Source organism: Streptomyces sp. NPDC005393, assembly GCF_040606675.1.
In the GTDB taxonomy this organism is placed as follows: Bacteria; Actinomycetota; Actinomycetes; order Streptomycetales; family Streptomycetaceae; genus Streptomyces.
This window is the reverse complement of record NZ_JBEXFG010000004.1, coordinates 224,528-248,113: the sequence shown is the minus strand read 5'-3', so window position 1 is coordinate 248,113 and position 23,586 is coordinate 224,528. Positions and strand designations below refer to the sequence as shown.

Annotated in this window: 22 protein-coding genes; 10 read left to right on the top strand and 12 right to left on the bottom strand. The window is 70.2% G+C overall.

Features of this window, described 5'->3' with window-relative positions:
- Nucleotides 1–279: 279 nt before the first annotated feature.
- Nucleotides 280–3,006: a pyruvate, phosphate dikinase gene (ppdK, locus tag ABZS71_RS07085; protein ID WP_356208112.1), complete on the bottom strand. Its 2,727-nt coding sequence runs from the start codon at nucleotides 3,004–3,006 to the stop codon at nucleotides 280–282.
- A 586-nt stretch (nucleotides 3,007–3,592) separates the two neighbouring features.
- On the opposite strand from ppdK, the gene ABZS71_RS07080 reads away from it, so the two are divergent.
- The gene (locus tag ABZS71_RS07080) at nucleotides 3,593–4,918 is read left to right on the top strand and encodes a trehalase family glycosidase (protein ID WP_356208110.1); all 1,326 of its coding nucleotides are present in this window, start codon (nucleotides 3,593–3,595) and stop codon (nucleotides 4,916–4,918) included.
- Nucleotides 4,919–5,002: 84 nt separating this feature from the next.
- On the opposite strand, the gene dusB is transcribed toward ABZS71_RS07080, so the two are convergent.
- Complete coding sequence (gene dusB / locus ABZS71_RS07075) at nucleotides 5,003–6,139, bottom strand: tRNA dihydrouridine synthase DusB (RefSeq protein WP_355855636.1); 1,137 nt, start codon at nucleotides 6,137–6,139, stop codon at nucleotides 5,003–5,005.
- Nucleotides 6,140–6,270: 131 nt separating this feature from the next.
- Between dusB and ABZS71_RS07070 the strand changes: the two genes are divergently transcribed.
- Nucleotides 6,271–7,764 carry an MFS transporter gene (locus tag ABZS71_RS07070; protein ID WP_355855633.1) on the top strand — a complete coding sequence of 498 codons (1,494 nt, stop codon included), beginning with the start codon at nucleotides 6,271–6,273 and terminating at the stop codon, nucleotides 7,762–7,764.
- 39 nt (nucleotides 7,765–7,803) lie between these two features.
- On the opposite strand, the gene ABZS71_RS07065 is transcribed toward ABZS71_RS07070, so the two are convergent.
- Nucleotides 7,804–8,688, bottom strand: coding sequence for a helix-turn-helix transcriptional regulator (locus tag ABZS71_RS07065; RefSeq protein ID WP_355855630.1), 885 nt, complete (start codon nucleotides 8,686–8,688; stop codon nucleotides 7,804–7,806).
- A 177-nt stretch (nucleotides 8,689–8,865) separates the two neighbouring features.
- Here ABZS71_RS07065 and ABZS71_RS07060 point away from each other — a divergent pair, with 177 nt between their 5' ends.
- Nucleotides 8,866–10,239, top strand: coding sequence for an MFS transporter (locus tag ABZS71_RS07060; protein ID WP_356208158.1), 1,374 nt, complete (start codon nucleotides 8,866–8,868; stop codon nucleotides 10,237–10,239).
- Between the two features lie 114 nt (nucleotides 10,240–10,353).
- On the opposite strand, the gene ABZS71_RS07055 is transcribed toward ABZS71_RS07060, so the two are convergent.
- A complete protein-coding gene (locus ABZS71_RS07055) occupies nucleotides 10,354–10,998 on the bottom strand; it encodes a response regulator transcription factor (RefSeq protein ID WP_356208108.1) in 645 nt (214 codons plus the stop codon).
- Nucleotides 10,986–12,209 carry a sensor histidine kinase gene (locus ABZS71_RS07050; RefSeq protein ID WP_355855624.1) on the bottom strand — a complete coding sequence of 408 codons (1,224 nt, stop codon included), beginning with the start codon at nucleotides 12,207–12,209 and terminating at the stop codon, nucleotides 10,986–10,988. Before ABZS71_RS07050 ends, ABZS71_RS07055 begins: the two co-directional genes overlap by 13 nt.
- Nucleotides 12,210–12,381: 172 nt before the next feature.
- On the opposite strand from ABZS71_RS07050, the gene ABZS71_RS07045 reads away from it, so the two are divergent.
- Nucleotides 12,382–12,882, top strand: coding sequence for a hypothetical protein (locus tag ABZS71_RS07045; protein WP_355855621.1), 501 nt, complete (start codon nucleotides 12,382–12,384; stop codon nucleotides 12,880–12,882).
- On the opposite strand, the gene ABZS71_RS07040 is transcribed toward ABZS71_RS07045, so the two are convergent.
- Together ABZS71_RS07040 and ABZS71_RS07035 are read right to left on the bottom strand one after the other, a co-directional pair.
- Entirely contained in the window at nucleotides 12,821–13,111 is a 291-nt protein-coding gene (locus ABZS71_RS07040; RefSeq protein WP_355855618.1) for a hypothetical protein, read from the bottom strand. The genes ABZS71_RS07045 and ABZS71_RS07040 overlap by 62 nt on opposite strands.
- Nucleotides 13,112–13,240: 129 nt before the next feature.
- Nucleotides 13,241–14,623 carry a glycine--tRNA ligase gene (locus ABZS71_RS07035; protein WP_355857980.1) on the bottom strand — a complete coding sequence of 461 codons (1,383 nt, stop codon included), beginning with the start codon at nucleotides 14,621–14,623 and terminating at the stop codon, nucleotides 13,241–13,243.
- A gap of 152 nt (nucleotides 14,624–14,775) precedes the next feature.
- On the opposite strand from ABZS71_RS07035, the gene ABZS71_RS07030 reads away from it, so the two are divergent.
- From ABZS71_RS07030 to ABZS71_RS07015, 4 genes are all read left to right on the top strand, one after another.
- Nucleotides 14,776–15,741, top strand: a complete 966-nt coding sequence (locus ABZS71_RS07030; protein ID WP_356208106.1) for a metal ABC transporter substrate-binding protein — start codon at nucleotides 14,776–14,778, stop codon at nucleotides 15,739–15,741.
- An 11-nt stretch (nucleotides 15,742–15,752) separates the two neighbouring features.
- Nucleotides 15,753–16,565 carry a metal ABC transporter ATP-binding protein gene (locus tag ABZS71_RS07025; protein WP_356208105.1) on the top strand — a complete coding sequence of 271 codons (813 nt, stop codon included), beginning with the start codon at nucleotides 15,753–15,755 and terminating at the stop codon, nucleotides 16,563–16,565.
- Between the two features lies 1 nt (nucleotide 16,566).
- Nucleotides 16,567–17,445 (top strand): metal ABC transporter permease, encoded by an 879-nt coding sequence (locus ABZS71_RS07020; RefSeq protein WP_356208103.1) that lies wholly within the window; start codon nucleotides 16,567–16,569, stop codon nucleotides 17,443–17,445.
- Nucleotides 17,446–17,522: 77 nt separating this feature from the next.
- Entirely contained in the window at nucleotides 17,523–17,945 is a 423-nt protein-coding gene (locus tag ABZS71_RS07015; RefSeq protein ID WP_355857968.1) for a Fur family transcriptional regulator, read from the top strand.
- Between the two features lie 43 nt (nucleotides 17,946–17,988).
- Here the strand turns inward: ABZS71_RS07015 and ABZS71_RS07010 are convergent, their stop codons facing one another.
- From ABZS71_RS07010 to ABZS71_RS06995, 4 genes are read right to left on the bottom strand one after another with little or no spacing between them, the layout of a single operon-like run.
- Nucleotides 17,989–18,825 (bottom strand): isoprenyl transferase, encoded by an 837-nt coding sequence (locus ABZS71_RS07010; RefSeq protein ID WP_355857965.1) that lies wholly within the window; start codon nucleotides 18,823–18,825, stop codon nucleotides 17,989–17,991.
- A 45-nt stretch (nucleotides 18,826–18,870) separates the two neighbouring features.
- The gene (recO, locus tag ABZS71_RS07005; protein WP_355857962.1) at nucleotides 18,871–19,617 is read right to left on the bottom strand and encodes a DNA repair protein RecO; all 747 of its coding nucleotides are present in this window, start codon (nucleotides 19,615–19,617) and stop codon (nucleotides 18,871–18,873) included.
- 14 nt (nucleotides 19,618–19,631) lie between these two features.
- Nucleotides 19,632–19,838 (bottom strand): DUF397 domain-containing protein, encoded by a 207-nt coding sequence (locus ABZS71_RS07000; RefSeq protein ID WP_356208102.1) that lies wholly within the window; start codon nucleotides 19,836–19,838, stop codon nucleotides 19,632–19,634.
- Between the two features lie 10 nt (nucleotides 19,839–19,848).
- Nucleotides 19,849–20,697 (bottom strand): Scr1 family TA system antitoxin-like transcriptional regulator, encoded by an 849-nt coding sequence (locus tag ABZS71_RS06995; RefSeq protein WP_356208100.1) that lies wholly within the window; start codon nucleotides 20,695–20,697, stop codon nucleotides 19,849–19,851.
- 164 nt (nucleotides 20,698–20,861) lie between these two features.
- Here ABZS71_RS06995 and ABZS71_RS06990 point away from each other — a divergent pair, with 164 nt between their 5' ends.
- Nucleotides 20,862–21,281 carry an ATP-binding protein gene (locus ABZS71_RS06990; RefSeq protein WP_356208099.1) on the top strand — a complete coding sequence of 140 codons (420 nt, stop codon included), beginning with the start codon at nucleotides 20,862–20,864 and terminating at the stop codon, nucleotides 21,279–21,281.
- A 276-nt stretch (nucleotides 21,282–21,557) separates the two neighbouring features.
- Complete coding sequence (locus ABZS71_RS06985) at nucleotides 21,558–22,709, top strand: methyltransferase domain-containing protein (RefSeq protein WP_356208098.1); 1,152 nt, start codon at nucleotides 21,558–21,560, stop codon at nucleotides 22,707–22,709.
- 63 nt (nucleotides 22,710–22,772) lie between these two features.
- On the opposite strand, the gene ABZS71_RS06980 is transcribed toward ABZS71_RS06985, so the two are convergent.
- The gene (locus ABZS71_RS06980) at nucleotides 22,773–23,429 is read right to left on the bottom strand and encodes a hypothetical protein (protein WP_356208097.1); all 657 of its coding nucleotides are present in this window, start codon (nucleotides 23,427–23,429) and stop codon (nucleotides 22,773–22,775) included.
- Nucleotides 23,430–23,586 lie beyond the last annotated feature (157 nt).

The window sequence follows — 23,586 nt, the reverse complement described above, 5'->3', positions numbered from 1 at the left end:
CCGCCGGTAAAGACTTACGGGGGCCGTCCGGAATTCAACAGGCGGTGCTCAGAGCCCGATTGCTCGTTCCCGTGGGGGGTGACGAGTACGTTACGGCGACTGGGCACCTGTGTTGCCGCGCGTAGCCGATGCGAGCGGCAACAGCTCCCGTGGGGGGAGTGAGAGGGGGCGGCACCTCCGCACAAGGTGCCGCCCCCTTTGAGAGCCGGAGCCGCTGCCGGGCTGAGGGTCGGGGTTCCCGGCTGCGCCCCCGGTGGCCTTATCGGCTGGCGATCGTCCTCATCCGCCGTTCACGGCCGCGCGGCCGGCCTCCAGGCGCGCGACGGGGATGCGGAACGGGGAGCAGGAGACGTAGTCCAGCCCCACCTCGTGGAAGAAGTGGACGGACTCCGGGTCGCCGCCGTGTTCGCCGCAGACCCCGAGCTTGAGGTCGGGGCGGGTGGCGCGACCGGCCTGTGCGGCGTCGCGCACGAGGGCGCCGACGCCGTCCCTGTCGATGGTCTCGAACGGGCTGACGCCGAAGATGCCCTTCTCCAGGTACGCGGTGAAGAAGCTTGCCTCCACATCGTCGCGGGAGAAGCCCCAGACCGTCTGGGTGAGGTCGTTGGTGCCGAAGGAGAAGAAGTCGGCGGATTCGGCGATCTGAGCGGCGGTCAGGGCGGCCCTGGGCAGCTCGATCATGGTGCCGAGGGTGAGCTTGAGGTCCACGCCCCGGGCCCGCTCGACCTCCTCGATAATCTGCTCGGCCTCCTCGCGGACGATCTCCAGCTCCTGGACCGTTCCGACCAGCGGAATCATGATCTCGGCACGCGGATCGGCCTTGGCGTTCATGCGCTCGGCGGCGGCCTCGGCGATGGCCCGTACCTGCATGGCGAACAGGCCGGGGATGACGAGCCCGAGGCGCACTCCGCGCAGACCCAGCATCGGGTTCTGCTCATGCAGCCGGTGCACGGCCTGGAGCAGCCGCAGATCGTTCTCGTTGTGGTCCTTGCGGGACTCGGCGAGCGCGACCCGCACCGACAGCTCGGTGATGTCGGGCAGGAACTCGTGCAGCGGCGGGTCGAGCAGCCGTACGGTGACGGGCAGCCCGTCCATCGCCTCGAACAGCTCCACGAAGTCGTTCTTCTGCAGCGGCAGCAGCTGGTCGAGGGCGGCCTCGCGCTCCTCGTCGGTGTGAGCGAGGATCAGGTGCTCGACCATCTCGCGGCGCTCGCCGAGGAACATGTGCTCGGTGCGGCACAGGCCGATGCCCTGCGCCCCGAACCGCCGGGCGCGGGCCGCGTCCTCGGCGTTGTCCGCGTTGGCCCTGACCCGCAGCCGGCGCACGCGGTCCGCGTACGCCATGATCCGGTGCACGGCGCCCACCAGCTCGTCGGCGTCGTCGGCACCCGCGTGCATCCGGCCCTCGAAGTACTCGACGACCGGGGACGGCACGACCGGGACCTCGCCGAGGTAGACCTTGCCGGAGGAGCCGTCGATCGAGACGACGTCGCCCTCCTCGATCACCAGCCCGTCCTTGCCGTCCCGGCCGGGCACCGTCATCCGGCGCCGCTTGGTGTCGACTTCGAGCTCCTCGGCGCCGCATACGCACGTCTTGCCCATGCCGCGGGCGACGACGGCGGCGTGCGAGGTCTTGCCGCCGCGGGAGGTCAGAATGCCCTCGGCCGCGATCATGCCGTCGAGGTCGTCGGGGTTGGTCTCGCGGCGGATGAGAATGACCTTCTCACCGGACCGGGACCACTTGACGGCGGTGTACGAGTCGAAGACGGCCTTGCCGACGGCGGCGCCCGGGGAGGCGGCGATGCCCCGCCCGATCTTCCGCACGGAGTCGCCCGCGGCCGCCTCCTCGTCGAAGCGCGGGAACATCAGCTGCGCGAGCTGCGCCCCGTTGACCCGGCGCAGCGCCTCGGCCTCGTCGATCAGACCCTGGTCGACCAGCTGGGTGGCGATCCGGAAGGCGGCACCGGCGGTGCGCTTGCCGACGCGGGTCTGCAGCATCCACAGCTTGCCGCGCTCGATGGTGAACTCGATGTCGCACAGGTCCTTGTAGTGCGTCTCGAGGGTTTCCATGATCTGCATCAGTTGGTCGTACGACTGCTTGTCGATCCGCTCGAGCTCGGCCAGCGGGACCGTGTTGCGGATGCCCGCGACGACGTCCTCGCCCTGGGCGTTCTGCAGGTAGTCGCCGTAGACGCCCTGGTGGCCGCTGGCGGGGTCGCGGGTGAAGGCCACACCGGTGCCCGAGTCGGGGCCGAGGTTGCCGAAGACCATGGAGCAGATGTTGACCGCGGTGCCGAGGTCGTGGGGGATGCGCTCCTGACGGCGGTAGAGCTTGGCGCGGTCGCCGTTCCAGGAGTCGAACACGGCCCGGATCGCGAGGTCCATCTGCTCGCGCGGCTCCTGCGGGAAGGTCCGGCCGGTCTCCTCGGCGACGATCTCCTTGAACTCGCCGACCAGCCGCTTGAGGTCGTCCGCGTCCAGATCCACATCGACGGTGACGCCCTTGGCGCGCTTGGCCTCCTCGATCGCCTCCTCGAAGAGATCGCCGTCCACGCCCAGCACGGTCTTGCCGAACATCTGGATGAGGCGGCGGTAGGAGTCCCAGGCGAACCGGTCGTCACCCGCCTGCGCGGCGAGCCCCGCCACGGAGTCGTCGGAGAGGCCGATGTTGAGGACGGTGTCCATCATCCCGGGCATCGAGAACTTGGCGCCGGAGCGTACGGATACCAGCAGTGGATCGTCCGGCTGGCCCAGCTTTTTGCCCATCTTCCCTTCGAGGGCTTCGAGGTGCGCGCTCACCTCGTCGCGCAGGGCAGGGGGCTCCACACCGCTGTCGAGGTAGACCTTGCATGCCTCGGTGGTGATCGTGAAGCCCGGTGGCACGGGGAGACCGAGGTTGGTCATCTCGGCGAGATTGGCCCCCTTCCCGCCGAGCAGGTCCTTGAGATCCTTGTTGCCCTCGGTGAAGTCGTAAACGAACTTCCGATGATCTTGTGTTTCCGGCACGGGACTCGATCTCCTCGGCTCGGCTGCCCTGACGGCGGGGAGCGTACCCAGATCAAAGGCGCCTGAGCATGTCCACTCCACCGTCATTCGGCTGTAACCACCCGCCTGCCACGTGTTCGAAAGTGCGGCGCCCGAGTGAGGACATTTCGGCAACCCTTCAAGACTCGAACGCACACCCACCCTCCGCCCTCGGACACCTCGGAATTCTCACCCTGCGTAACCGATGGTTCGAGGTGTCGAACATCAAGGGCGTGGCACTGAGTGTCACGCATTGGAGAGGTGAGTGCAGCTCCAGCGTGGAGGGCCAGGCCTTGGCGTGTGCTCATCTGAGCGAGGGGCTGATCAGAGTGGCGAGAATCACGCCCATATGGAGGACACCATCTCGCCTTTTGGATACAACGAGAGGCCTTCCGCTCAGATGAGCGAAGCGCAGGTGGGCGACCTCGGGGGTACCCGGCTCGCACGGGTGCGGCCGGGACGGTGCCCGCGCCTGCCGTCGGCCTCGGCGCCGGTTCCCGCCCACGCCCGCCGTGGACACCGTGCGGTGCGGGTATGTTGACGTCGCATGCCATCAGGAGGAGGGCTCTTGACCAGCGCACGGCCCGCGTCGGCCACCTGGGCGAGCGACGCGCGGCGGGTCCTCGACGAAAACTGGACCGGCTCCTCCACGGTCCCCTCCCGCGGCCTGTACCCCCACCAGTGGAGCTGGGATTCGGCGTTCATCGCGATCGGATCGCGCCATCTTTCGGTGCGGCGCGCCCAGCGGGAGCTGGAAACCCTGCTCGCGGCCCAGTGGGGCGACGGCCGGATCCCGCATATCGTCTTCAACCCCTCGCTGCCGCAGGGCGCGTACTTCCCGAGCCCCGACTTCTGGCGCTCCTCCACCGCAGGCGCGCCCGCCGGCGCCCCGGCGGGGATCGAGACCTCGGGGATCGTCCAGCCCCCGGTCCACGCGCTCGCCGCTCTGCTGGTGCACCAGGCCGATCCGGCCGCCTCGGCACGCCATGGCTTCCTCACCCGGACGTACCCACGGCTCGCCGCCTGGCACCGCTATCTGACCGATGCCCGTGACCTGGGCGGGCAAGGTCTGGTGTCCGTGGTCCACCCCTGGGAGCCCGGCATGGACAACAGCCCCTGCTGGGACGCCCCGCTGGCGCGCGTCGAGCCGGTGGCGCCGGGGACGTTCCAGCGCGCCGACCTCGACCACGGCGCGGCCTCCGACCGGCCGACCGACCTGGACTACGGGCGGTACGTACGGCTCGCGGCGGACTACCGGGACGGTGGCTACCGGGACCAGTGGGACACGCTGGCCTTTGTGGTGGAGGACCCGGGCGTCAACGCGCTGCTGATCGCCTCCGAGCACGCCCTGGCCGAGATCGCGGCGCTGGTCGGCGCCGACCCGTCGCCCCATCGGGCACGCGCCGCCCGCCTCACGGCCACCCTGGTGGACAGGTTGTGGGACCCCACCGCCGGGCTGTTCCTGTGCCGCGACGTACGCGCCGACACGCTGGTGCCCGAGCTCAGCGCGGCGGGCCTGCTGCCCCTGCTCGTCCCGGACCTGCCTCCCGAGACCGCCGCCGCGCTCATCCGTACGGCCTGCGGTGAGCACTTCGGGCTGGGGTCCGCCGTACGGCTGGTGCCCAGCTACGACCTGCTGGGCCCCGCCTTCGACCCGTCCCGCTACTGGCGCGGTCCCGCCTGGCTCAACGTCAACTGGCTGCTGGAGCGCGGCCTGCGGCTCCACGGCGAGGCGTCCCGGGCCGACGCGCTACGCTCCGCCGCCCTGGAGACGGCGGCCTCCTCGGACTTCGCCGAGTACGTCGACCCGTACACGGGCGAGGCGCGCGGCACCCGCGACTTCAGCTGGACGGCGGCGCTGGCGCTGGACCTGGCGGTGGCGGCGGGTCACTGAGGACGCGGCGCGACCCGATCAGCCGAACCCCGATCAGCCGAAGACTCCGATCAGCCGAAGACCCCGATCAGCCGAACGCCGCGCTCAGCCGCCCGAGGTGTCCAGCTCCGCGTCCGCGCTCACGCCCGCGCAGTCGTTCGGGTCGTCCAGCCAGCCGTCCGGCAGGACCACGCGGTTGCGGCCCGAGGTGCGGCCGCGGGGGCCGTCGGCGCCGGGGGGCCACTCCTGGTCCAGGTCCAGCTCGGCCAGCAGGGCGTCCAACTCGGCCAGGGACGAGGTGATCGCGAGCCGCTTGCGCATCTCGGAGCCGACCGAGAAGCCCTTGGTGTACCAGGCGACATGCTTACGGAAGTCGATCACGCCGCGCTCCTCGTCCTCCAGCCACTGGGCGAGCAGCTCGGCGTGGCGGCGCATGACGGCCGCGACGTCCCGCAGGGTCGGCCGGGCGCAGGCGGCGGGGCCCGGCTCGAACGCGGCCACCAGGTCGCCGAAGAGCCACGGCCGCCCCAGGCAGCCGCGCCCCACGACCACGCCGTCGCAGCCGGTCTCGCGCATCATCCGCACCGCGTCGTCGGCCGACCAGATGTCGCCGTTGCCCAGCACCGGGATCTCGGGGACGGTCTCCTTCAGCCGCGCGATCGCGTCCCAGTCGGCGGTGCCGCCGTAGTGCTGGGCCGCCGTGCGCCCGTGCAGTGCGATCGCGGTCACGCCCTCCTCGGCGGCGATCCGGCCGGCGTCCAGATAGGTGATGTGATCGTCGTCGATGCCCTTGCGCATCTTCATGGTCACCGGCAGCGGCCCCGCGCCCGTCACGGCCTCGCGCAGGATCGAGCGCAGCAGGTTCCGCTTGTACGGGAGGGCCGAGCCGCCGCCCTTACGGGTCACCTTGGGCACCGGGCAGCCGAAATTGAGGTCGATGTGGTCGGCCAGATCCTCGTCCACGATCATCCGGACGGCCTTGCCGACGGTCACCGGATCGACCCCGTAGAGCTGAATGGAGCGCGGCTTCTCGGTGCCGTCGAAATGGATCAGCCGCATGGTCTTGGCGTCGCGCTCGACCAGCGCCCGCGTGGTGATCATCTCGCTGACGAACAGCCCCTTGCCCCCGCTGAACTCCCGGCAGAGGGTGCGGAACGGCGCGTTGGTGATCCCGGCCATCGGTGCCAGGACGACCGGTGGCTGAACCGTATGCGGTCCGATCTGCAGCTGCGTCTGCGTCATGGAGTGAGCTTCCTTGGGGTATGGCGTGGTGCGTGCGTGGGGGCCGACCTCTTATTGTCCCGCACTCGCGAGGGGGAACCGACAGAGCGGTTCTCACAGCCGCGCGGACGATATCGATGTAGCGTTCAACCATGCCTGAGCTCAGCCATCGGCGGCGCATGCTCGTGCTGGCGATCTGCTGCATGAGCCTGCTGCTCGTCAGCCTCGACAACACCGTCCTCAATGTCGCCCTGCCCTCGATGCGGAGCGATCTGCACGCCTCCGTCTCCGGGATGCAGTGGACGATCGACGCGTACACCCTCGTCCTCGCCGCGCTGCTGATGCTCGCGGGCTCGACGGCCGACCGGGTCGGGCGCAAACGCACCTTCCAGACCGGCCTGGTGATCTTCACCCTCGGCTCGGCGCTGTGCAGCCTCGCGCCCAATCTCGAAGCGCTCGTCGGCTTCCGTATGGTGCAGGCGATCGGCGGGTCGATGCTCAACCCCGTCGCCATGTCGATCATCACCAACACCTTCACCGAGCCCAGGGAGCGGGCCCGGGCGATCGGGGTGTGGGGCGGGGTCGTCGGCATCAGCATGGCGGCCGGGCCGATCGTCGGCGGGGTGCTGGTGGAGTCGGTCGGCTGGCGTTCGATCTTCTGGATAAACCTTCCGGTCGGGATCGCGGCGCTGGCGCTGACCGCGCGCTACGTACCGGAGTCGCGGGCTCCGAGGCCGCGCCGGGCCGACCCCGTCGGTCAGCTGCTGGTCATCGCGGTGCTCGGCTCCCTCACGTACGCGATCATCGAGGCGCCGGACCGGGGCTGGGGCTCACCGCTGATCGCGGCCTGCACGGCGGTCGCCGTCGTCGCGCTCGCCGGGCTGATCCGCTACGAGCGCCGGCGCGTCGAACCGCTGATCGATCTGCGCTTCTTCCACAGCGCGCCGTTCAGCGGGGCGACGGTCGTCGCGATGAGCGCCTTCGCGGCGCTCGGCGGCTTCCTCTTCATGAACACGCTGTATCTGCAGGACGTGCGGGGGCTCAGCGCGCTGCACGCCGGGCTGTGGATGCTGCCCATGGCGCTGATGTGCTTCGTGTGCGCGCCGCTGTCGGGGCGGCTGGTCGGCGCCCGGGGGCCACGGCTGCCGCTCCTGCTCGCCGGGGTGATGATGACGGCCAGCGGGGTGCTGTTCGCGGTTTTCGACGCCCAGTCCACCAATGCGCTGCTGCTGATCGGCTATGTGCTGTTCGGCATCGGCTTCGGCCTGGTCAATGCCCCGATCACCAATACGGCCGTCTCGGGGATGCCCCGCTCCCAGGCCGGGGTCGCGTCGGCCGTCGCCTCGACCAGCCGCCAGGTCGGCCAGTCGCTCGGCGTCGCGGTCATCGGCGCGGTGCTGGCGGGAGGCGCCGCGTCGGCGGCGGGGGCGGGGGCGGCCGGGCACGCCGCCTCGGCCGGGGCCGCGGCGGCCTTCATCGACTCCGCCCGCCCCGCGTGGTGGATCATCGCCGGATGCGGTGCCGTCATCCTGCTGCTGGGGCTGGGGACCACCGGCCGCTGGGCGCAGCGCACCACACGCCATGCGGCCGCCCTCTTCGAGGAGGGAGCGCCGAGCGGTCAGACATCCGCGACCGCCAAGGCGTGAGCCGTGTGAGGGAGGGGGCGCCGACCAGTCAGGCCCCGGCTACCGCTGGGAGGTGCCCCCGGCGAGCGCCAAGGCGTGAAGCCTCTCCAGGCGCTCGCGGGTCTCCGCGTCCGCCGGGGTGTAGGTGAGCAGCTTGGGCCCCTGGTTCGGACCCGTCCACAGCCCGGTGGAGGTCAGCCTGACGATGCCCACGTGCGACTGGCGGAAGACCTTGATCTTGTCGCCGGGCCGTACCACCTCATGCCGCGCCCAGATCTCCCGGAACTCCGGTGAGGCGTCCTCAAGCCGCTTCACCAGCGCCTTCCAGGCGGGCTCGGCGACATGCTGGGCCATCGCGGCGCGGAACTTGGCCGCCATCAGCCGGATCGTCTCCTCCCGTTCGACGAGGCTCGCGCGCCAGTCGTCGTCGGTGAAGGCCAGCCACAGGCAGTTGCGGTCCTCCGGCGGCAGCGCGTCCAGATCGCACATCAGCAGCCGGTAGGTGCGGTTGTAGGCGAGGATGTCGAACCGGCTGTTCTGGACGCAGGCCGGGAACGGCTCCAGCTGGTCGAGCATGAGCTGCAGCGCCTGCGGAACGCCGGTGCACTCGCTCCCGGGGCTCGGATCGACGGTCCCGGCGAGCGCGAAGAGATGGGCGCGCTCGCTGCGGTCCAGCAGCAGGGCGCGGGCGATGGCGTCGAGGACCTGCGCCGAGACATGGATGTCGCGGGCCTGCTCCAGCCAGGTGTACCAGGTGACGCCGACGGTCGAGAGATGGGCGACCTCCTCGCGGCGCAGACCGGGCGTACGCCGACGGCGGCCACGGACCAGCCCGACCTGCTCGGGGGTGATCCGCTCGCGTCGGCTGCGCAGAAACGCGGCCAGTTCGCTCCGTCTGATCTCGGCCCCGGTACCGGCCGCGGCATCCCGCACCATCGTGGTCATGGGTCCAGAGTGCCCCAGCGGCTCAGCCAGTTGCCAGGTACTTCTTGTACCAGGATAAAGACACTCTGGTACCCGTCTGAGCCGGCCGCGATCGTCGTTACCGTGACCGAAACCGAGATACGAACCAGAGCCGCCGCCCCGGAGACCGCGGGCCGGCCGACGGCCGCCGAACGGGCGCTGAGCCCGCTCGGGCTGTTCACCGTACTGCTGGGTGCGGCGCTTCCCCTGATCGACTTCTTTATCGTCAACGTCGCCCTGCCCACCATGGATCGCGATCTGAACGCGGGCCCGGCCGTGCTGGAACTCATCGTCGCCGGATACGGCGTGGCGTACGCCGTACTGCTGGTGCTCGGCGGCCGGCTGGGCGACTCCTTCGGACGGCGCCGGCTCTTCCTCGCCGGGATGGCGGCCTTCGGGCTGACGTCGCTGGCCTGCGGGCTCGCGCCGACCGCGTGGAGCCTGGTCGGCGCCCGGGTGGCGCAGGGCGCCGCCGCCGCGCTGATGCTCCCCCAGGTGCTCGCCACCATCCACTCCGCCACCACCGGCGCGCGCCGCGCCCGCGCGCTGAGCATGTACGGCGCGACGGCCGGTCTGTCCATGGTGGCGGGCCAGATCCTGGGCGGTGTGCTGGTGGCCGCCGATATCGCGGGCACCGGATGGCGCGCGGTCTTCCTGGTCAATGTGCCGGTCGCGCTGATCGGGCTGGCCCTCGCGGTGCGTACGGTCCCGGAGACCCGCTCGGAGCGGCCCGCCCCGGTGGATGTGCCGGGCACCGTGCTGCTGGCGCTCTCGCTGATCACCCTGATGGTGCCGCTGACCGAGGGGCGGGCGGCGGGCTGGCCGCTGTGGACCTGGCTGCTGCTGGGCGCGTTCCCGTTCGTGGCCGCCGCGTTCTACGCGGTGGAGCGGCGCGCCGACCGGGCAGGCCGCACCCCGCTGCTGCCGCCGAGTCTGTTCGCGCTGCGCGGGCTGCGGCGCGGGCTGCCGATGGTGGTGCCGTTCTCGATCGGCTTCGGCGGATTCATGTTCGTCATCGCGGTCGCGCTGCAGCAGGGGCTGGGGTACGGGCCGATCGCGGCCGGAACGGCGCTGGTGCCGATGGCCGCCGCGTTCTTCGTGGCGTCGCTGATGGGGCCGCGGCTGGTGGGCCGGTACGGCAGCCGTGTGGTCACCGCCGGCGGGGTGGTGCAGGCGGTGGGCCTCGCGCTGCTGATGCCGGCCGTGTGGCGCGACTGGCCGGACCTGTCCCTGGCGGGGCTGCTGCCCGGGGTTGCGCTGGCCGGTTTCGGGCAGGGACTGCAACTGCCCGTGCTGTTCCGGATCGTGCTGGCCGATGTGCCGACCGACCGGGCCGGAGTGGGGAGCGGTGTGATGGTCACGACCCAGCAGTCCTCGCTGGCGCTGGGCGTGGCGACGCTCGGGACGCTCTTCCTGTCCCTGGCGCCGTCGGTGGGGATGGGTCATGCGCTGGTCATCACGCTCGCGGCGCAGCTGGCCGCGGTGGCGGTGACCCTGCTGCTGAGTCTGCGGCTGCCGCGCGTGGTGGTGTGAGCGGGGGAAGCGAGGGGACGCGGGGGGTGACAGGTATCGCGTAGCGGGTCCCTGGGCGCCCTTCTCGCGTGTTCTCGTGAACGCCGGGGTCCGCGGCGGAGCCCGAGCGCGGGGTCAGCGCACGCCGAGGAAGCGCAACACCGCCAGCACCCTCCGGTGGTCCGCGTCAGCGACCGGCAGGTCCAGCTTCACGAAGAGGGAGTTGATGTGCTTCGCCACCGCGCTCTCGCTGATCACCAGCGCGCCCGCGATCCCCGCGTTCGACCGCCCGCCGGCCATCAGCTCCAGCACATCCCGCTCCCGCGGCGTCAGCCGGTCCAGCGGGTCGCTGTGCCGCCGTACCAGCAGCTGGGCGACGACCTGCGGATCCAGCGCCGTACCGCCGCCCGCCACCCTCCGCAGCGCGTCGATGAACTCCTCCACGTCCGCGACCCGCTGCTTGAGCAGATACCCGATCCCGCTCGTGTGCGCCGTCAGCAGATCCGCCGCGTACCGCTCCTCCACGTACTGCGAGAGCAGCAGCACCGCCGTGTCCGGCCACTGCTGCCGGATGAGCAGCGCGGCCCGTACCCCCTCATCGGTGAAGCCCGGCGGCATCCGGACGTCCACCACCGCGACATCCGGGCGGTGTTCCTCCACCGCCGTCAGCAGACCGTCCGCGTCGGCGGTCTCCGCCACGACCTCGAACCCCGCGGTCTGCACGACTTTGACGAGGCCGATCCGCAGCAGGACCGAATCCTCGGCGATCACAGCACGCACGGCAGCTCCACGGTGATGACGGTCGGGCCCCCGCGGGGGCTGCGGATGTCGAACGTGCCGTCCACCGAGCCCGCCCGCTTCGCGAGCCCGGTCAGGCCGCTCCCCCGGGACGCGTCGGCGCCGCCGACCCCGTCGTCGGAGATGACGACCCGCAGCGAGTCCCCGGTCCGTACGACCGTGACGTCGGCGCGCGTCGCCTGCGCGTGCTTGGCGATGTTGGCGAGGGCTTCGGAGACCACGAAGTAGGCGACCGCCTCGACGGTCGGGGCGGCACGTTCGGGCAGATGGACATGCAGCCGCACCGGCAGCGGCGCGCGCGCCGCGATGCCGGAGAGGGCGGCGTCCAGGCCGAGTTCGTCGAGAACGGCCGGGTGCAGACCGCGCACCAGATTGCTCAGCTCCTCCATGGCTCCCTTGGCCTCGCGGTGCGCCTCGTCGATGACCTGGCGCACCTCGTCCGGCACATCCTTGAGGGTCGCCTTGGCCAGGCCCAGGTTGACCGCCATGGAGACGAGCCGCTGCTGTGCGCCGTCGTGCAGATCGCGCTCGATACGGCGTCGTTCGGCGTCTGCCACGTCGACCGCGCCCGCGCGGCTCTCGGTCAGGTCCTCGACCCGGCGCTCCAGCTCCTTGGCGGGTACGGGCCCGAGCAGCACGGTGGCGGCGTAGGTGTCGAGGCGTACGAGGGCTCCGGTGAGCCAGTAGGCGAGGGCCAGCGCGAGCAGACCGCCGGCGGTGACGTACGCGGCCTTGGTCGAGTAGCCGACGTGATCCAGCCGCCAGGACAGCGGCAGGCCCCAGACCCAGATGTACACGGTCGTGGCCGCGAGACCGGCGAGCGCCAACGTGCCGGCCAGCATCCCGCCCCAGGCCACGGCCGGCCCCGCCAGCAGGTGGTACCACAGCTGCCGCCACGCCCTCGTGGGCCCGGTGATCCCGACGTCCAGCAGCGCGTCGAAACGGCGCCGCTGGACGCGCGTCAGCAGCGGCGTGGCCACGGCCGGGACGGCGAGGGGGACGGTGAGGGCAAGGACGACCTCCACCAGGGACGAGGAGTCTTCGTATATCAGCCACGGCACCGTCATCGGCGATAACCAGGCCACGAACTGCACCGCCATGCCCGCGACGCCGAAAACGAGATCGCGCCGCAGCCGCCTGGACACGGGCCGCAGCCGCTCGAGCGCGGGCCGCAACGCGGTGGGGAGTCTCATGCGATGACCCTAGATCCGCGACGGCGGCCTGCGCGCTGAAGCGCAGACCCGGAAAAGGGGTGCACCTGGTGCCACCCCGAGTCGGCAACTGCCGTGAACGACAAGGGCGGTGGCGCCGACGAGGCTGGTGGACATGCCCGATGAGCGGGCTGCCCGGAAGGAGACCCGACTGATGACCGCCCTGTACGCCCCCGCCCCGGCCGCCGCATCCGCCCGCACCGCACGAAGGGCGTGGCTCACCCGCGTACGGCCGGAGTCGGTGCTGTTGGTCTCGGGGGCGGCGCTGGTGCCCTGGCTGTTCGTGCTGGCGAAAACGCTGCCCTCCACGGCCCGGGTCACCCACTGGAACGCCGCGTGGGTGGGCCTGGACGCCCTCCAGGCGCTCGGGCTGCTCTCCACCGCCGCGCTGCGCAGGCGCCGCGACGACCGCCATCGCCTCACCGCGGCGGCCACCGGCGCGCTGCTGGTGGTGGACGCCTGGTTCGACACCGTGACGGCGGCGCCGGGCGGCGAGCTGGCCATGGCGGCCGCGATGGCGGTCTGCGCGGAGCTGCCGCTGGCCGCGGTGTGCGCGGCGCTGGCCCTCGGAGGAGAACGGCGATCCGGCACCGTCACCCCTGCGACGTCGCCCACCACAGCACGACCGCGGCCACCGCGAAGCACGCCAGCATGATCAGGACGGCCTGGCGCCGCGCCGCCGCGGCGGCGGTCATCCGCGGCGAGCCGAGGGCGCCATGCGCCTGCGCGAGGTGATCGAGGCCCTTGTGCCGGGCGCCGCCGTAGGTGATCCGCTCCGTCCAGTCACAGTGCCGGCAGCCGAGCAGCCGCCGCCCCGGGCCGTAGCCATAGCTCACCTCGAAGACGGTGCCGTCCTCGCGGGTGGCGGTGATGTGGTGCGTCACGCCTCGCACGATTGATGGACCCCCCCGTTCCTGCCGAGCCGACGGGCCCCGGCGCCGCGGCATTGTATCCGCGGGGCCGGAGCCCGTCGTCGTGTGTGTCCGGTGCCCGGTGACCCGGTCCGTAGCCGATCAGCAGCCGATCAGACGGCCGCCGAGGTAGGACTGGATCTGGTCGAGGGAGACCCGCTCCTGCTTCATCGTGTCGCGCTCGCGCACCGTGACGGCGTTGTCATCGAGCGTGTCGAAGTCGACGGTGACGCAGAAGGGCGTGCCGATCTCGTCCTGGCGGCGGTAGCGACGGCCGATCGCGCCCGCGTCGTCGAACTCGATGTTCCAGTGCTTGCGCAGGTCCGCCGCGAGCCCCTTGGCCTTCGGCGAGAGCTGCGGGTTGCGGGACAGCGGCAGCACGGCGACCTTGACCGGCGCGAGGCGCGGGTCGAGCCGCATGACGGTGCGCTTCTCCATCTTGCCCTTGGCGTTGGGCGCCTCGTCCTCCACGTACGCGTCGAGCATGAAGGCCAGCATGGCGCGGCCCACGCCCGCCGCCGGCTCGATGACGTAGGGGGTCCAGCGCTCGCCGGCCTCCTGGTCGAAGTACGACAGGTCCTGGCCGGACGCCGCGGAGTGCGCCTTCAGGTCGTAGTCGGTGCGGTTGGCCAGACCCTCCAGCTCGCCCCACTCGGAGCCGCCGAAGTTGAAGCGGTACTCGATGTCAGCGGTGCGCTTCGAGTAGTGGGAGAGCTTCTCCTTCGGGTGGTCGTACCACCGGATGTTCGCGTCCTGGATACCGAGGTCGCGGTACCAGTTCCAGCGCTGCTCCATCCAGTACTCGTGCCACTTCTCGTCCTCGCCCGGCTTGACGAAGAACTCCATCTCCATCTGCTCGAATTCGCGCGTACGGAAGATGAAGTTGCCCGGCGTGATCTCGTTACGGAAGGACTTGCCGACCTGCGCGATACCGAACGGCGGCTTCTTGCGCGAGGTCTGCTGCACGGCCAGGAAGTTGGTGAAGATGCCCTGGGCGGTCTCGGGGCGCAGATACGCGACCGAGCCGGAGTCCTGGGTCGGGCCGAGTTGGGTGGAGAGGAGCCCGGAGAACTGCTTGGGCTCGGTGAAGCTGCCCTTGTTGCCGCAGTGCGGGCAGTTGAGGTCGGCCAGACCGTTCTCGGGGAGCCGGCCGTGCTTGGCCTCGTACGCCTCCTCCAGGTGGTCCGCGCGGAACCGCTTGTGGCAGGAGGTGCACTCGGTGAGCGGGTCCGTGAAGGTGGCGACGTGGCCGGACGCCTCCCACACCTCACGGGCCAGGATCACGGACGAGTCGAGTCCGACGACGTCGTCGCGGGAGGTGACCATGGCACGCCACCACTGCCGCTTGATGTTCTCCTTCAGCTCCACACCAAGCGGTCCGTAGTCCCAGGCGGCGCGCTGGCCGCCGTAGATCTCGCTGGACGGGTAGACGAAGCCACGGCGCTTGCTCAGGCTGACGATGGTGTCGATCTTGTCGGCGGCCACGGTGCTCTCTTCATTGATGACGACATGAGGACGACGAAGCGAATGCTTCAGGTTACCGGCGGCGGCACCCCCTGGATCAAATCGATACCGGAAGTGATCGCCGAGGGGCTACTTGTTGACAATCGTTTCCACCTTTGTTGAAAATGAGAGTCATGAACATACGCCGCTTGAGCTCCGCTACAGCCCTGGCCGGGGCTGCCGCGATGAGCTTGACCACGCTCACAGCCTGCTCCTCCGACGCCGGAGACGGAAGGACGGACGGCAAGCTCGATGTGGTGGCGTCGTTCTATCCCATGCAGTTCCTCGCCCAGCGGATCGGCGGGGACAAGGTCCATGTCTCCAGTCTGACCAAACCCGGCGTCGAACCCCACGACCTGGAGATCAGCCCCCGGCAGACGGCAGACCTCAGCAAGGCCGGTCTGGTGGTCTACCTCAAGGGGCTGCAGCCCTCCGTCGACCGGGCCATCGGCCAGGCCGAGCCCCGGCACGTCGCCGACGCCGCCTCGTACACCACCCTGGAGGACCACGGCACGGAGGTGGAAGGCGAAGAGGGGCACGCGGGGCACGAGGACCACGCGGCGCACTCCGGCGACGCCGCCGCCGACCCCCATATCTGGCTGGATCCGGTGCGCTACGCCCAGGTCGCCCGGGGCGTCGGCAAGGCCCTCGAGAAGGCCGACCCCGACCATGCCGCCGTCTACAAGAAGAACACCGCGGCCCTGGTCAAGCAGCTGGAGACCCTCGATCAGGACTTCCGGAACGGTTTGAAGGACCGCACTTCGGACACCTTCATGACCACCCACGCCGCCTTCGGCTATCTCTCCGAGCGCTACGGCCTGAGGCAGGAGGCCATATCCGGCCTCGACCCCGAGTCCGAGCCCAGCCCGGCCCGGGTCAGGGCGCTGCACTCGGTCGCGAAGAAGGACAAGGTCAACACCGTCTTCTTCGAGACGCTGGTCAGCGACAAGACAGCGAAGACCCTGGCAGGCGATCTTCATCTGAAGACCGATGTGCTCGACCCCATCGAGGGCATCGGCGATACGTCCAAGGGCCATGACTACCTCGAGGTCATGCGGTCGAACCTCAAGGCCCTGCAGCAGGCACTGGGCACCAAGTGACGGAGGACCCCATGGAAGCCGCAGCCGCAGCCGCAGAGCCCGCACCCCCCGCCGACGAGGCCGAAGCGGCCATATCCCTGCGCGGCGCCACCGCCTCCCTCGGCGGCCGCCCCGTGCTGCGCGGTATCGATCTGGCCGTACGCCGCGGCGAGGTCGTCGCCCTGCTCGGCGCCAACGGCTCGGGCAAGTCCACCGCCGTCCGCGCCGTCGTCGGACAGGTCCCGCTGACCGGCGGCGAGCTGACCCTCTTCGGCACCCCCGGCCGCCGCTTCCGCGACTGGGCCCGGATCGGCTACGTACCGCAGCGCACGACCGCCGCCAGTGGCGTCCCCGCCACCGTCCGCGAGGTCGTCGCCGCGGGCCGGCTGGCCCGCCGCAGGCTCGGCCCGCCGCGCAAGGCCGACCGTGCGGCCGTCCACCGGGCGCTGGACCTCGTCGACATGGCCGACCGTGCCCGGGACTCGGTGAGCGCCCTGTCCGGCGGTCAGCACCAGCGCGTGCTGATCGCCCGCGCCCTCGCGGGCGAACCCGAGCTGCTGATCATGGACGAGCCGATGGCCGGGGTCGATCTCGCCAGCCAGGAGATCCTCGCCGGGACACTGCGCGAGCAGGTGGCCGAGGGCACCACGGTCCTCCTCGTCCTCCATGAACTCGGCCCGCTGGAGCCCCTGATCGACCGCGCGGTGGTGCTCCGCGACGGCTGTGTGGTCCACGACGGACCACCGCCCCAGGCCGTCGGCCAGCATGCGCTGCCCGGCCATGACCACGTCCACCCCCATGCGGCGCCCGACGCCGAACCGATCCGGACAGGGTTGCTGACCTGAGATGCTCGAGATCCTCGACTACGCCTTTATGCAGCGGGCCCTGCTCGCAGCCGTCCTGGTCGGCATCACCGCCCCCGCCGTCGGCATCTACCTCGTCCAGCGCCGACAGGCGATCATGGGCGACGGCATCGGCCATGTCGCGCTCACCGGCGTCGCCCTCGGCTTCCTGACCGGCACCAACCCCGTATGGACCGCCGTCGCCGTCTCCGCCCTCGGCGCCGTCCTGATGGAGCTCATCCGCTGGTACGGCAAGACCCGCGGCGATCTCGCGCTCGCGATGCTCTTCTACGGCGGTATGGCGGGCGGCGTGCTGCTGATCAACCTCTCGCCGACCGGCTCCAACGCCAACCTCACCACCTACCTCTTCGGCTCCATCACCACGGTCTCCCGCGAGGACGTCGTGGCGATCTCGCTCCTGGCGGCCTTCGTCGTGCTGATCACCCTCGGCCTGCGCCGCCAGCTGTTCGCCGTATGCCAGGACGAGGAGTTCGCCCGGGTGACCGGCCTGCCCGTACGGACGCTCAATCTGCTGCTGGCCGTCACCGCCGCCGTCACCGTCACCGTCGCCATGCGCGTCGTCGGGCTGCTCCTGGTCAGCGCCCTGATGGTGGTCCCGGTCGCCGCCGCCCAGCAGGCCACCCGGGGCTTCGCGATGACCCTCGCGCTGGCGATCTCCATCGGCGTCGTGGTGACCCTGTCCGGAACGGTCTTCTCCTTCTACCGAAACGTCCCGCCCGGTGCGAGCATCGTCGTCCTCGCCATCGGCGTCTTCGCCGTGATCACGGCCCTGGCCGCGCCGTTGGCGAAAAAACGCGCCGCGCGGACCGCCGCCGCCGAGGAACGGTGCACCCTGAAGGACGATGTGCTGGTCCAGTCGTAGCCAGCCCGTAGCCAAGGCGTTAACTGGCACAATGGCCGGGCAAGGAGCGACGAGCATGCGAGGTTGAGGAGGCAGCTGTGGTGACCGCGGGTCCCCCGGTACGCGGCCGGTCCACCAGACAGCGCGCCGCGGTAGCGGCGGCGCTGGACGAGGTGGACGAGTTCCGCAGCGCGCAGGAGCTGCACGACATGCTCAAGCACCGAGGCGACTCGGTCGGCCTGACCACTGTCTATCGCACGCTCCAGTCCCTCGCCGACGCCGGCGAGGTCGACGTCCTCCGCACCACGGAGGGCGAAGCGGTCTACCGCCGCTGTAGCAGCGAGGAACACCACCACCATCTGGTCTGCCGCGCGTGCGGCAAGGCGGTCGAGGTGGAGGGCCCCGCCGTGGAGAAGTGGGCCGACGCGATCGCCGCCGAACACGGCTTTGTGGACGTGGCCCACACGATCGAAATCTTCGGCACCTGCGGCGACTGCGCGGCGTCGAGCAACCAGCCCTGACGGGGCCTGGCGGACTCCCCTCGGGACGCCAGGCCCCGTTCGGTTACGCGGGCTGAGACCCGTCCTTCTTCAGCTGCTCCTCGTTGGGGATCGCCCCGCCGAAGCGGCGGTCCCGGGAGGCGTACTCCAGACAGGCCCGCCACAGGTCGCGGCGGTCGAAGTCCGGCCAGAGCACGTCCTGGTAGACCATCTCGGCGTACGCGCTCTGCCAGATCAGATAGTTCGACGTCCGCTGCTCCCCCGACGGCCGCAGGAAGAGATCCACATCCGGCATGTCCGGGTAGTAGAGGTACTTCGCGAAGGTCTTCTCGTTCACCTTCGACGGGTCGAGCCGGCCCGCCCGGATGTCCTCGGCGAGCGCCTTGGCCGCGTCGGCGATCTCCGCCCGGCCGCCGTAGTTCATGCAGAAGTACATCGTCATGGCGTCGTTGTCCTTGGTCTGCTCCTGCGCGACCTGGAGCTCCTGGGCCACCGACTTCCACAGCTTCGGCATCCGGCCCGCCCAGCGGATCCGGATGCCCATCTCGTCCATCTCATCGCGGCGGCGCCGGATGACATCGCGGTTGAAGTTCATCAGGAAGCGCACCTCGTCGGGCGAGCGCTTCCAGTTCTCGGTCGAGAAGGCGAAGAGGGAGAGGTTCTTGACGCCCATCTCCAGGCAGCCCTTGAGCACGTCGAGGACGACGCCCTCGCCGACCTTGTGCCCCTCGGTGCGGGGCAGGCCGCGATCCTTGGCCCAGCGGCCGTTTCCGTCCATCACGACGGCCACATGGGCCGGCACCAGCTCCCCGGGGATCTTCGGCGGCCGGGCGCCGGACGGATGCGGGTCCGGCGCCCGGTACTCGCGCCGCTGTCGGCCCAGAAACCCGCGTCGTGCCATGCCTGCCACGTCTCCCTCTGCCTTCCGCTCTTGCTTGTTGTGGGGCTACTTCTCTACGTACCGCAGCGACCGCAGTCCCCGCTCCAGATGCCAGTGCAAATACGCCGCCACCAGCCCGCTGCCCTCCCGGGCATGACGCAGCTCACACGCGTCCGCCGTCTCCCAGTCCCCGGTCAGCAGCGCGCCCAGCAGCGTCAGCGACTCCGCCGAGGGTACGACGCTTCCCGGCACCCGGCACTCTCCGCAGATGACCCCGCCGGCCCCGACCGAGAAGAACCGGTTCGGACCGGGCATCCCGCACTTCGCGCAGTCGTCGAAGCTCGGCGCGTAGCCGTTGACGGCGAGGGAGCGGAGAAGAAACGCGTCAAGGACCAGATGCGGCTCGTGCTCCCCGGAGGCCAGGGTGCGCAGGGCGCCGACGAGCAGGAGGTACTGCTGCACGGCGGGCTCGCCCTCATGGTCGGTGAACCGCTCGGCCGTCTCCAGCATCGCCGTACCGGCGGTGTAGCGGGCGTAGTCCGTGACGATCGCGCCACCGTACGGGGCGATCGTCTCACTCTGCGTACAGAGTGGCAGCCCGCGCCCGATCAGTTCGCCGCCGCGGGCGAAGAACTGCACGTCGACATGGGAGAAGGGTTCAAGGCGCGCGCCGAACTTGGACTTCGTACGCCGCACCCCGCGCGCCACGGCGCGGACCCGGCCGTGGTTGCGGGTGAGGATGGTGATGATCCGGTCCGCCTCGCCCAGCTTCTGGGTGCGCAGCACGATGCCGTCGTCGCGGAACAGACTCATGACGTCATTGTCCCTCAGGGGGACACATGATCGAACCGTCCGGCCTTGACGGCCCGCGTGAACGCGTGGAGGGCGGCGGGGGTGGTGGCGATCACGGTCTGGGGTTCGTCGCTCTCCCGGAGGAGGATCGCGGCGGCGTCGGGGGCATGGGCCAACTCGACGCAGGCGTTGCCCTCGGCGTCAGCCGAGTAGGAGGACTTCTGCCACTGTATGTCGGACATCTCCATGCCTTCAAAATCGACGGGCGATGGCGTGAACGAAGTCACGGGTCTCATCAGGAGACAGGGCCATCGCTTCGGTCCGGTCGAGAACTCTCCGATAGTTGGCCAGGTACGTATCCGCATCCAGGAGGGCACTGCCGTTCGGCGAGTCGAGCTGCACCGTATCCAATTGCGGCACAGGCCCGGTCACGTACGTCGTGGAAGACCCCGCGTTCGGGAATCCTCCAGCGGAGAACGGGATCACGCGTACGGTCACGTTGTCCCGCTCTGACGCCTCCACAACGTACTCCAGTTGCCGCTGGGCCACCCTGGCCCCGCCGAACTGAAGCCTCAACGCGGCCTCATGGATGAGGAAGGTGCACTGCGGCGGATCTTCGCGGTCCAGCACATCGCGGCGCCGCAGGCGGTGGGACAGCCTGCAACGGAGTTGGGTCGGCGTCGGCTCGGGCTCAGCTGTGGAGAAGACGGCCTGCGCATAGTCCTCCGTCTGCAAGAGGCCGGGCATATGCATGATCTGCACCAACCGCAGACCGACAGCGTGATGTTCCAACTCGGCCAGATCCAGGGCGCCGGCGGAGAGCTTTCCTCGGTATTCCTCCCACCAGCCTTGGCCACGTTCTGTGGCCATAGCCGCAAGGGCATCGACGTACGCCTGATCGCCGCATGAGTAGATCTCGGCGAGCGCCCTCACTCGTTCCTCACTCACGCCGAAGCGACCAGCTTCGGTATTGCTGATCCGGGTCCGATCCACTCCTAACTGCTGGGCGGCTTGGGCCACGTTCATCCCGGCGTGCTCGCGCAACTTGCGTAGCTCCGCACCAAGGCGTCGCTGCCGCGCAGTCGTGGCCGTCCTCGGCATGCACCCTCCCCATTGCTCCCGAACACAGTGTTGCGTGGGACGTTCCCACACATCCATCTAGAGCACCAATTCTATTGAGTGATAGCACGAGTGCTCTTCGATGCTCTATCGTCTTGCTAGCGCAGCGCATCGATTCAGTCACGCGCCGCGTTGGGAGAACCGCCATGCCCGAAGTCGCCGAACCCCCACACGCATACCGGCTCAGCGCCCCCAACTCCCCCAGGAGCCCCAGGGTCTGCCGCGACGCCATCGCCGCCCTCCTCCAGGCCAACGACCTGCATGACCTCGCGGACACGGCGAGGCTGCTCGTCTCCGAGGCGGTCACCAACGTCAACCAGCACACCAACACCACGCTGATTCACATTGACACCCTCGTACGCGACCGCATCGCGACCATCGCCGTACGCGACAGCTCGCCGGACCGCCACCCCTACCCGCGCGACGCAGGGCCCGACGAGGAGGGCGGGCGGGGGTTGTTACTGATGCAGGAGCTGGCCTACGCCTGGGGCGTCACCTGGGAGAACGGGCTCCAACCGACCGCCAAGCACATCTGGTTCGAGCTGCGCGAACCGGTCGCCGAGTGATCAACTCCGAGCCAGGCCACCGGTGACGATCTGCCGGATCGACGGCCTGTCACGAACTTCACCGGGAGACACCTGCACCGCTGTTCCTGGTGCAGGAGCGTGCACCCGTGCGCCCTGTCGCTCGGCCTGACGCCACGTCACCATAGTCGCACCCGGCCCGGAGGGAGATCACATGGGAAAGCACGGAGGCAAGCCGGACCCGGCCGAGAGCGACGGGCACAAGCCGGACAAGCCCGTCCCGCCGCCCGACCCGAAGCGGCCGGAGCCGCCGAAGCGATGACCGGCACCGACACGGGCGCCCTTGTCCGGCAGCTCGTGGACGGCGGCCACCTCCCGGCCGCATGGGTGGACGCCTTCCGCCGCGTCGACCGTGCGGCGTTCCTCCCCGATCGCATCTGGGTCCGCGCCGCCGACGGATACGAGCCCGTTGACCGCACCGCCGAGCCGGAACAATGGCGGGAGCTGGCCTACAGCGACCAGGCTCTCGTCACGCAGGTAGATGATCCGCCCGGCACCGCAGGCGCCACGGCAGCGCGCACGCCGTCCAGCTCGGCGAGCATGCCGAGGGTCGTCGCGACCATGCTCCAGGCCCTCGACGTCCGCCCCGGACAGCGCCTACTGGAGATCGGTGCGGGCACCGGATACAACGCCGCGCTCCTCTCCGCCAGGCTCGGAAGCGAGCAGGTGACCACTATCGAGGTCGATCCCGCGCTCGCTGACAGGGCGCGCGCCGCCTTGGGGGCCGCGGGCCACCGGCCCGCGGTGATCACCGGAGACGGTGCCGTGGGATGGCCCGCGAACGCGCCGTATGACCGCGTCATCGCCACCTGCGCCGTACACGATGTGCCCCGCGCCTGGATCGAGCAGACCGCGCCCGGGGGGCTGATCGTCCTCCCCTGGGGAACGGTCCTGCGTAACGGCGTCCTGCTGCGGCTCACCGTCGAGTACGGCTCCGACGGAGCCGTGGCCTGCGGTCCGGTCGTCGGCGACAGCGCGTTCATGTGGTTGCGGGCGCAGGCACCCGAGCGGGACGTCATGGCCGTCATCCAGGGAGAAGCCGACAGCGGCAGAACGCGCCTCGATCCCGGCTTCCTCGGCGACGACGACGCCTGGTTCGCCGCCGGAGTCCTGGTCCCGGGCTGCCAGTGGGTCGTGGGCCCAGGGCCCGGCGGTGAGTGGACTCTCTGGCTCACCGACTCGACCAGCGGCTCATGGGCGTCTGTTGACTACGAGCCGGACGCCACCGAGTACGAGGTGCGGCAGCGCGGGCCTCGGCTGCTCTGGAACGAGCTGGAGGCGGCGCACGCCTGGTGGGTGCGCGCCGGGCGGCCGGCCCGCACCCGCTTCGGGCTCACCGTCACCTCCGCCGGTCAGCGGGTGTGGCTCGACCATCCGGAGAAGGTCATTGCTGCTGACCCGCGCGAGTAGTCAGGTCACACGTTTCGCTCCCCGATCCCCGTGGCGTCCCGTCACAGCGCAGGACCGCCCGGCTCAACCAGCGGCTTTGGCGATTTTCTCCGTCTGCTTGTCCACGATCCGCTGTGGCACATCGACGGCCTTCGTAAAGGCGGAGTCAGCCCCGCCGAAGCTGATCAGGGTGGAGCCCTTGCGGGCGATCACATAGTTCAGCTTCCACGACGGGCCCTCCAGCAGAACGCCGATGGCCTCGTCGCCGCCCGTTGCCTTCTTCTGCCGGACTCCCGTGGTCTGTTGCAGCATGCTCTCCGTCGGCGTGTTGAAGCCGGAGCCGCACGCCTTGATCGCATCCCTCAGGTCGCTCATGGCCTTCTTGGCATCCGGCTCCTTGAACCCGGCGAGAATGACGGAGTATTGGCTGCCGTCCCCCGACTCGGTCGGCGGATGTGCCGTGGAGAGCGTACGCGCCGTCGAGCTCTTGGCCTTCCGGCTCGCCCCGGGCGCTATGGCGTCCAGGATCGGCTGGCACTTGGCGTCGTCGGCCTCGATCCGGGAGTCACGGGGACCGGCTTGGTGGCTCACCTTGTACCCGGGCAGGTCCTTGCCTGTGACGGCCGCCTTGCCGAGCTGCGCCTTGGACAGGGCCGGGTGATCGGCGTTCCCACCGCCGCCACCGCACGCCGTGGCCAGCAGCAGGAGCCCCGCTGCCGAGACAGCCCTCACCGTTCGCACGTCACACGCCTCGCTTCAGTTATCGGTTCGTCGGGTCTAGCGTCCGCATCATGACACGGTCACTCCCCCCAGACCTCGTCGAGGCGTCAGGTGACCCCGAGTTGCGTGGCGTCGCGAGCGGCGGGACGGTGGACGTGGGGGTGGGTGAAAAAGCGAC

Excerpts from the sequence above, each read along its gene's own strand:
- ABZS71_RS06990 (WP_356208099.1), top strand. The coding sequence starts at position 20,862 with ATGCCCGAAGTCGCCGAACCCCCACACGCATACCGGCTCAGCGCCCCC.
- ABZS71_RS07030 (WP_356208106.1), top strand. The coding sequence starts at position 14,776 with ATGAACATACGCCGCTTGAGCTCCGCTACAGCCCTGGCCGGGGCTGCC.
- ABZS71_RS07020 (WP_356208103.1), top strand. The coding sequence starts at position 16,567 with ATGCTCGAGATCCTCGACTACGCCTTTATGCAGCGGGCCCTGCTCGCA.
- ABZS71_RS07045 (WP_355855621.1), top strand. The coding sequence starts at position 12,382 with ATGACCGCCCTGTACGCCCCCGCCCCGGCCGCCGCATCCGCCCGCACC.
- ABZS71_RS07070 (WP_355855633.1), top strand. The coding sequence starts at position 6,271 with ATGCCTGAGCTCAGCCATCGGCGGCGCATGCTCGTGCTGGCGATCTGC.
- recO (WP_355857962.1), bottom strand. The coding sequence starts at position 19,617 with ATGAGTCTGTTCCGCGACGACGGCATCGTGCTGCGCACCCAGAAGCTG.
- ABZS71_RS07050 (WP_355855624.1), bottom strand. The coding sequence starts at position 12,209 with ATGAGACTCCCCACCGCGTTGCGGCCCGCGCTCGAGCGGCTGCGGCCC.
- ABZS71_RS07025 (WP_356208105.1), top strand. The coding sequence starts at position 15,753 with ATGGAAGCCGCAGCCGCAGCCGCAGAGCCCGCACCCCCCGCCGACGAG.
- ABZS71_RS07010 (WP_355857965.1), bottom strand. The coding sequence starts at position 18,825 with ATGGCACGACGCGGGTTTCTGGGCCGACAGCGGCGCGAGTACCGGGCG.
- ABZS71_RS07000 (WP_356208102.1), bottom strand. The coding sequence starts at position 19,838 with ATGTCCGACATACAGTGGCAGAAGTCCTCCTACTCGGCTGACGCCGAG.
- dusB (WP_355855636.1), bottom strand. The coding sequence starts at position 6,139 with ATGACGCAGACGCAGCTGCAGATCGGACCGCATACGGTTCAGCCACCG.
- ABZS71_RS06995 (WP_356208100.1), bottom strand. The coding sequence starts at position 20,697 with ATGCCGAGGACGGCCACGACTGCGCGGCAGCGACGCCTTGGTGCGGAG.
- ABZS71_RS07065 (WP_355855630.1), bottom strand. The coding sequence starts at position 8,688 with ATGACCACGATGGTGCGGGATGCCGCGGCCGGTACCGGGGCCGAGATC.
- ABZS71_RS06985 (WP_356208098.1), top strand. The coding sequence starts at position 21,558 with ATGACCGGCACCGACACGGGCGCCCTTGTCCGGCAGCTCGTGGACGGC.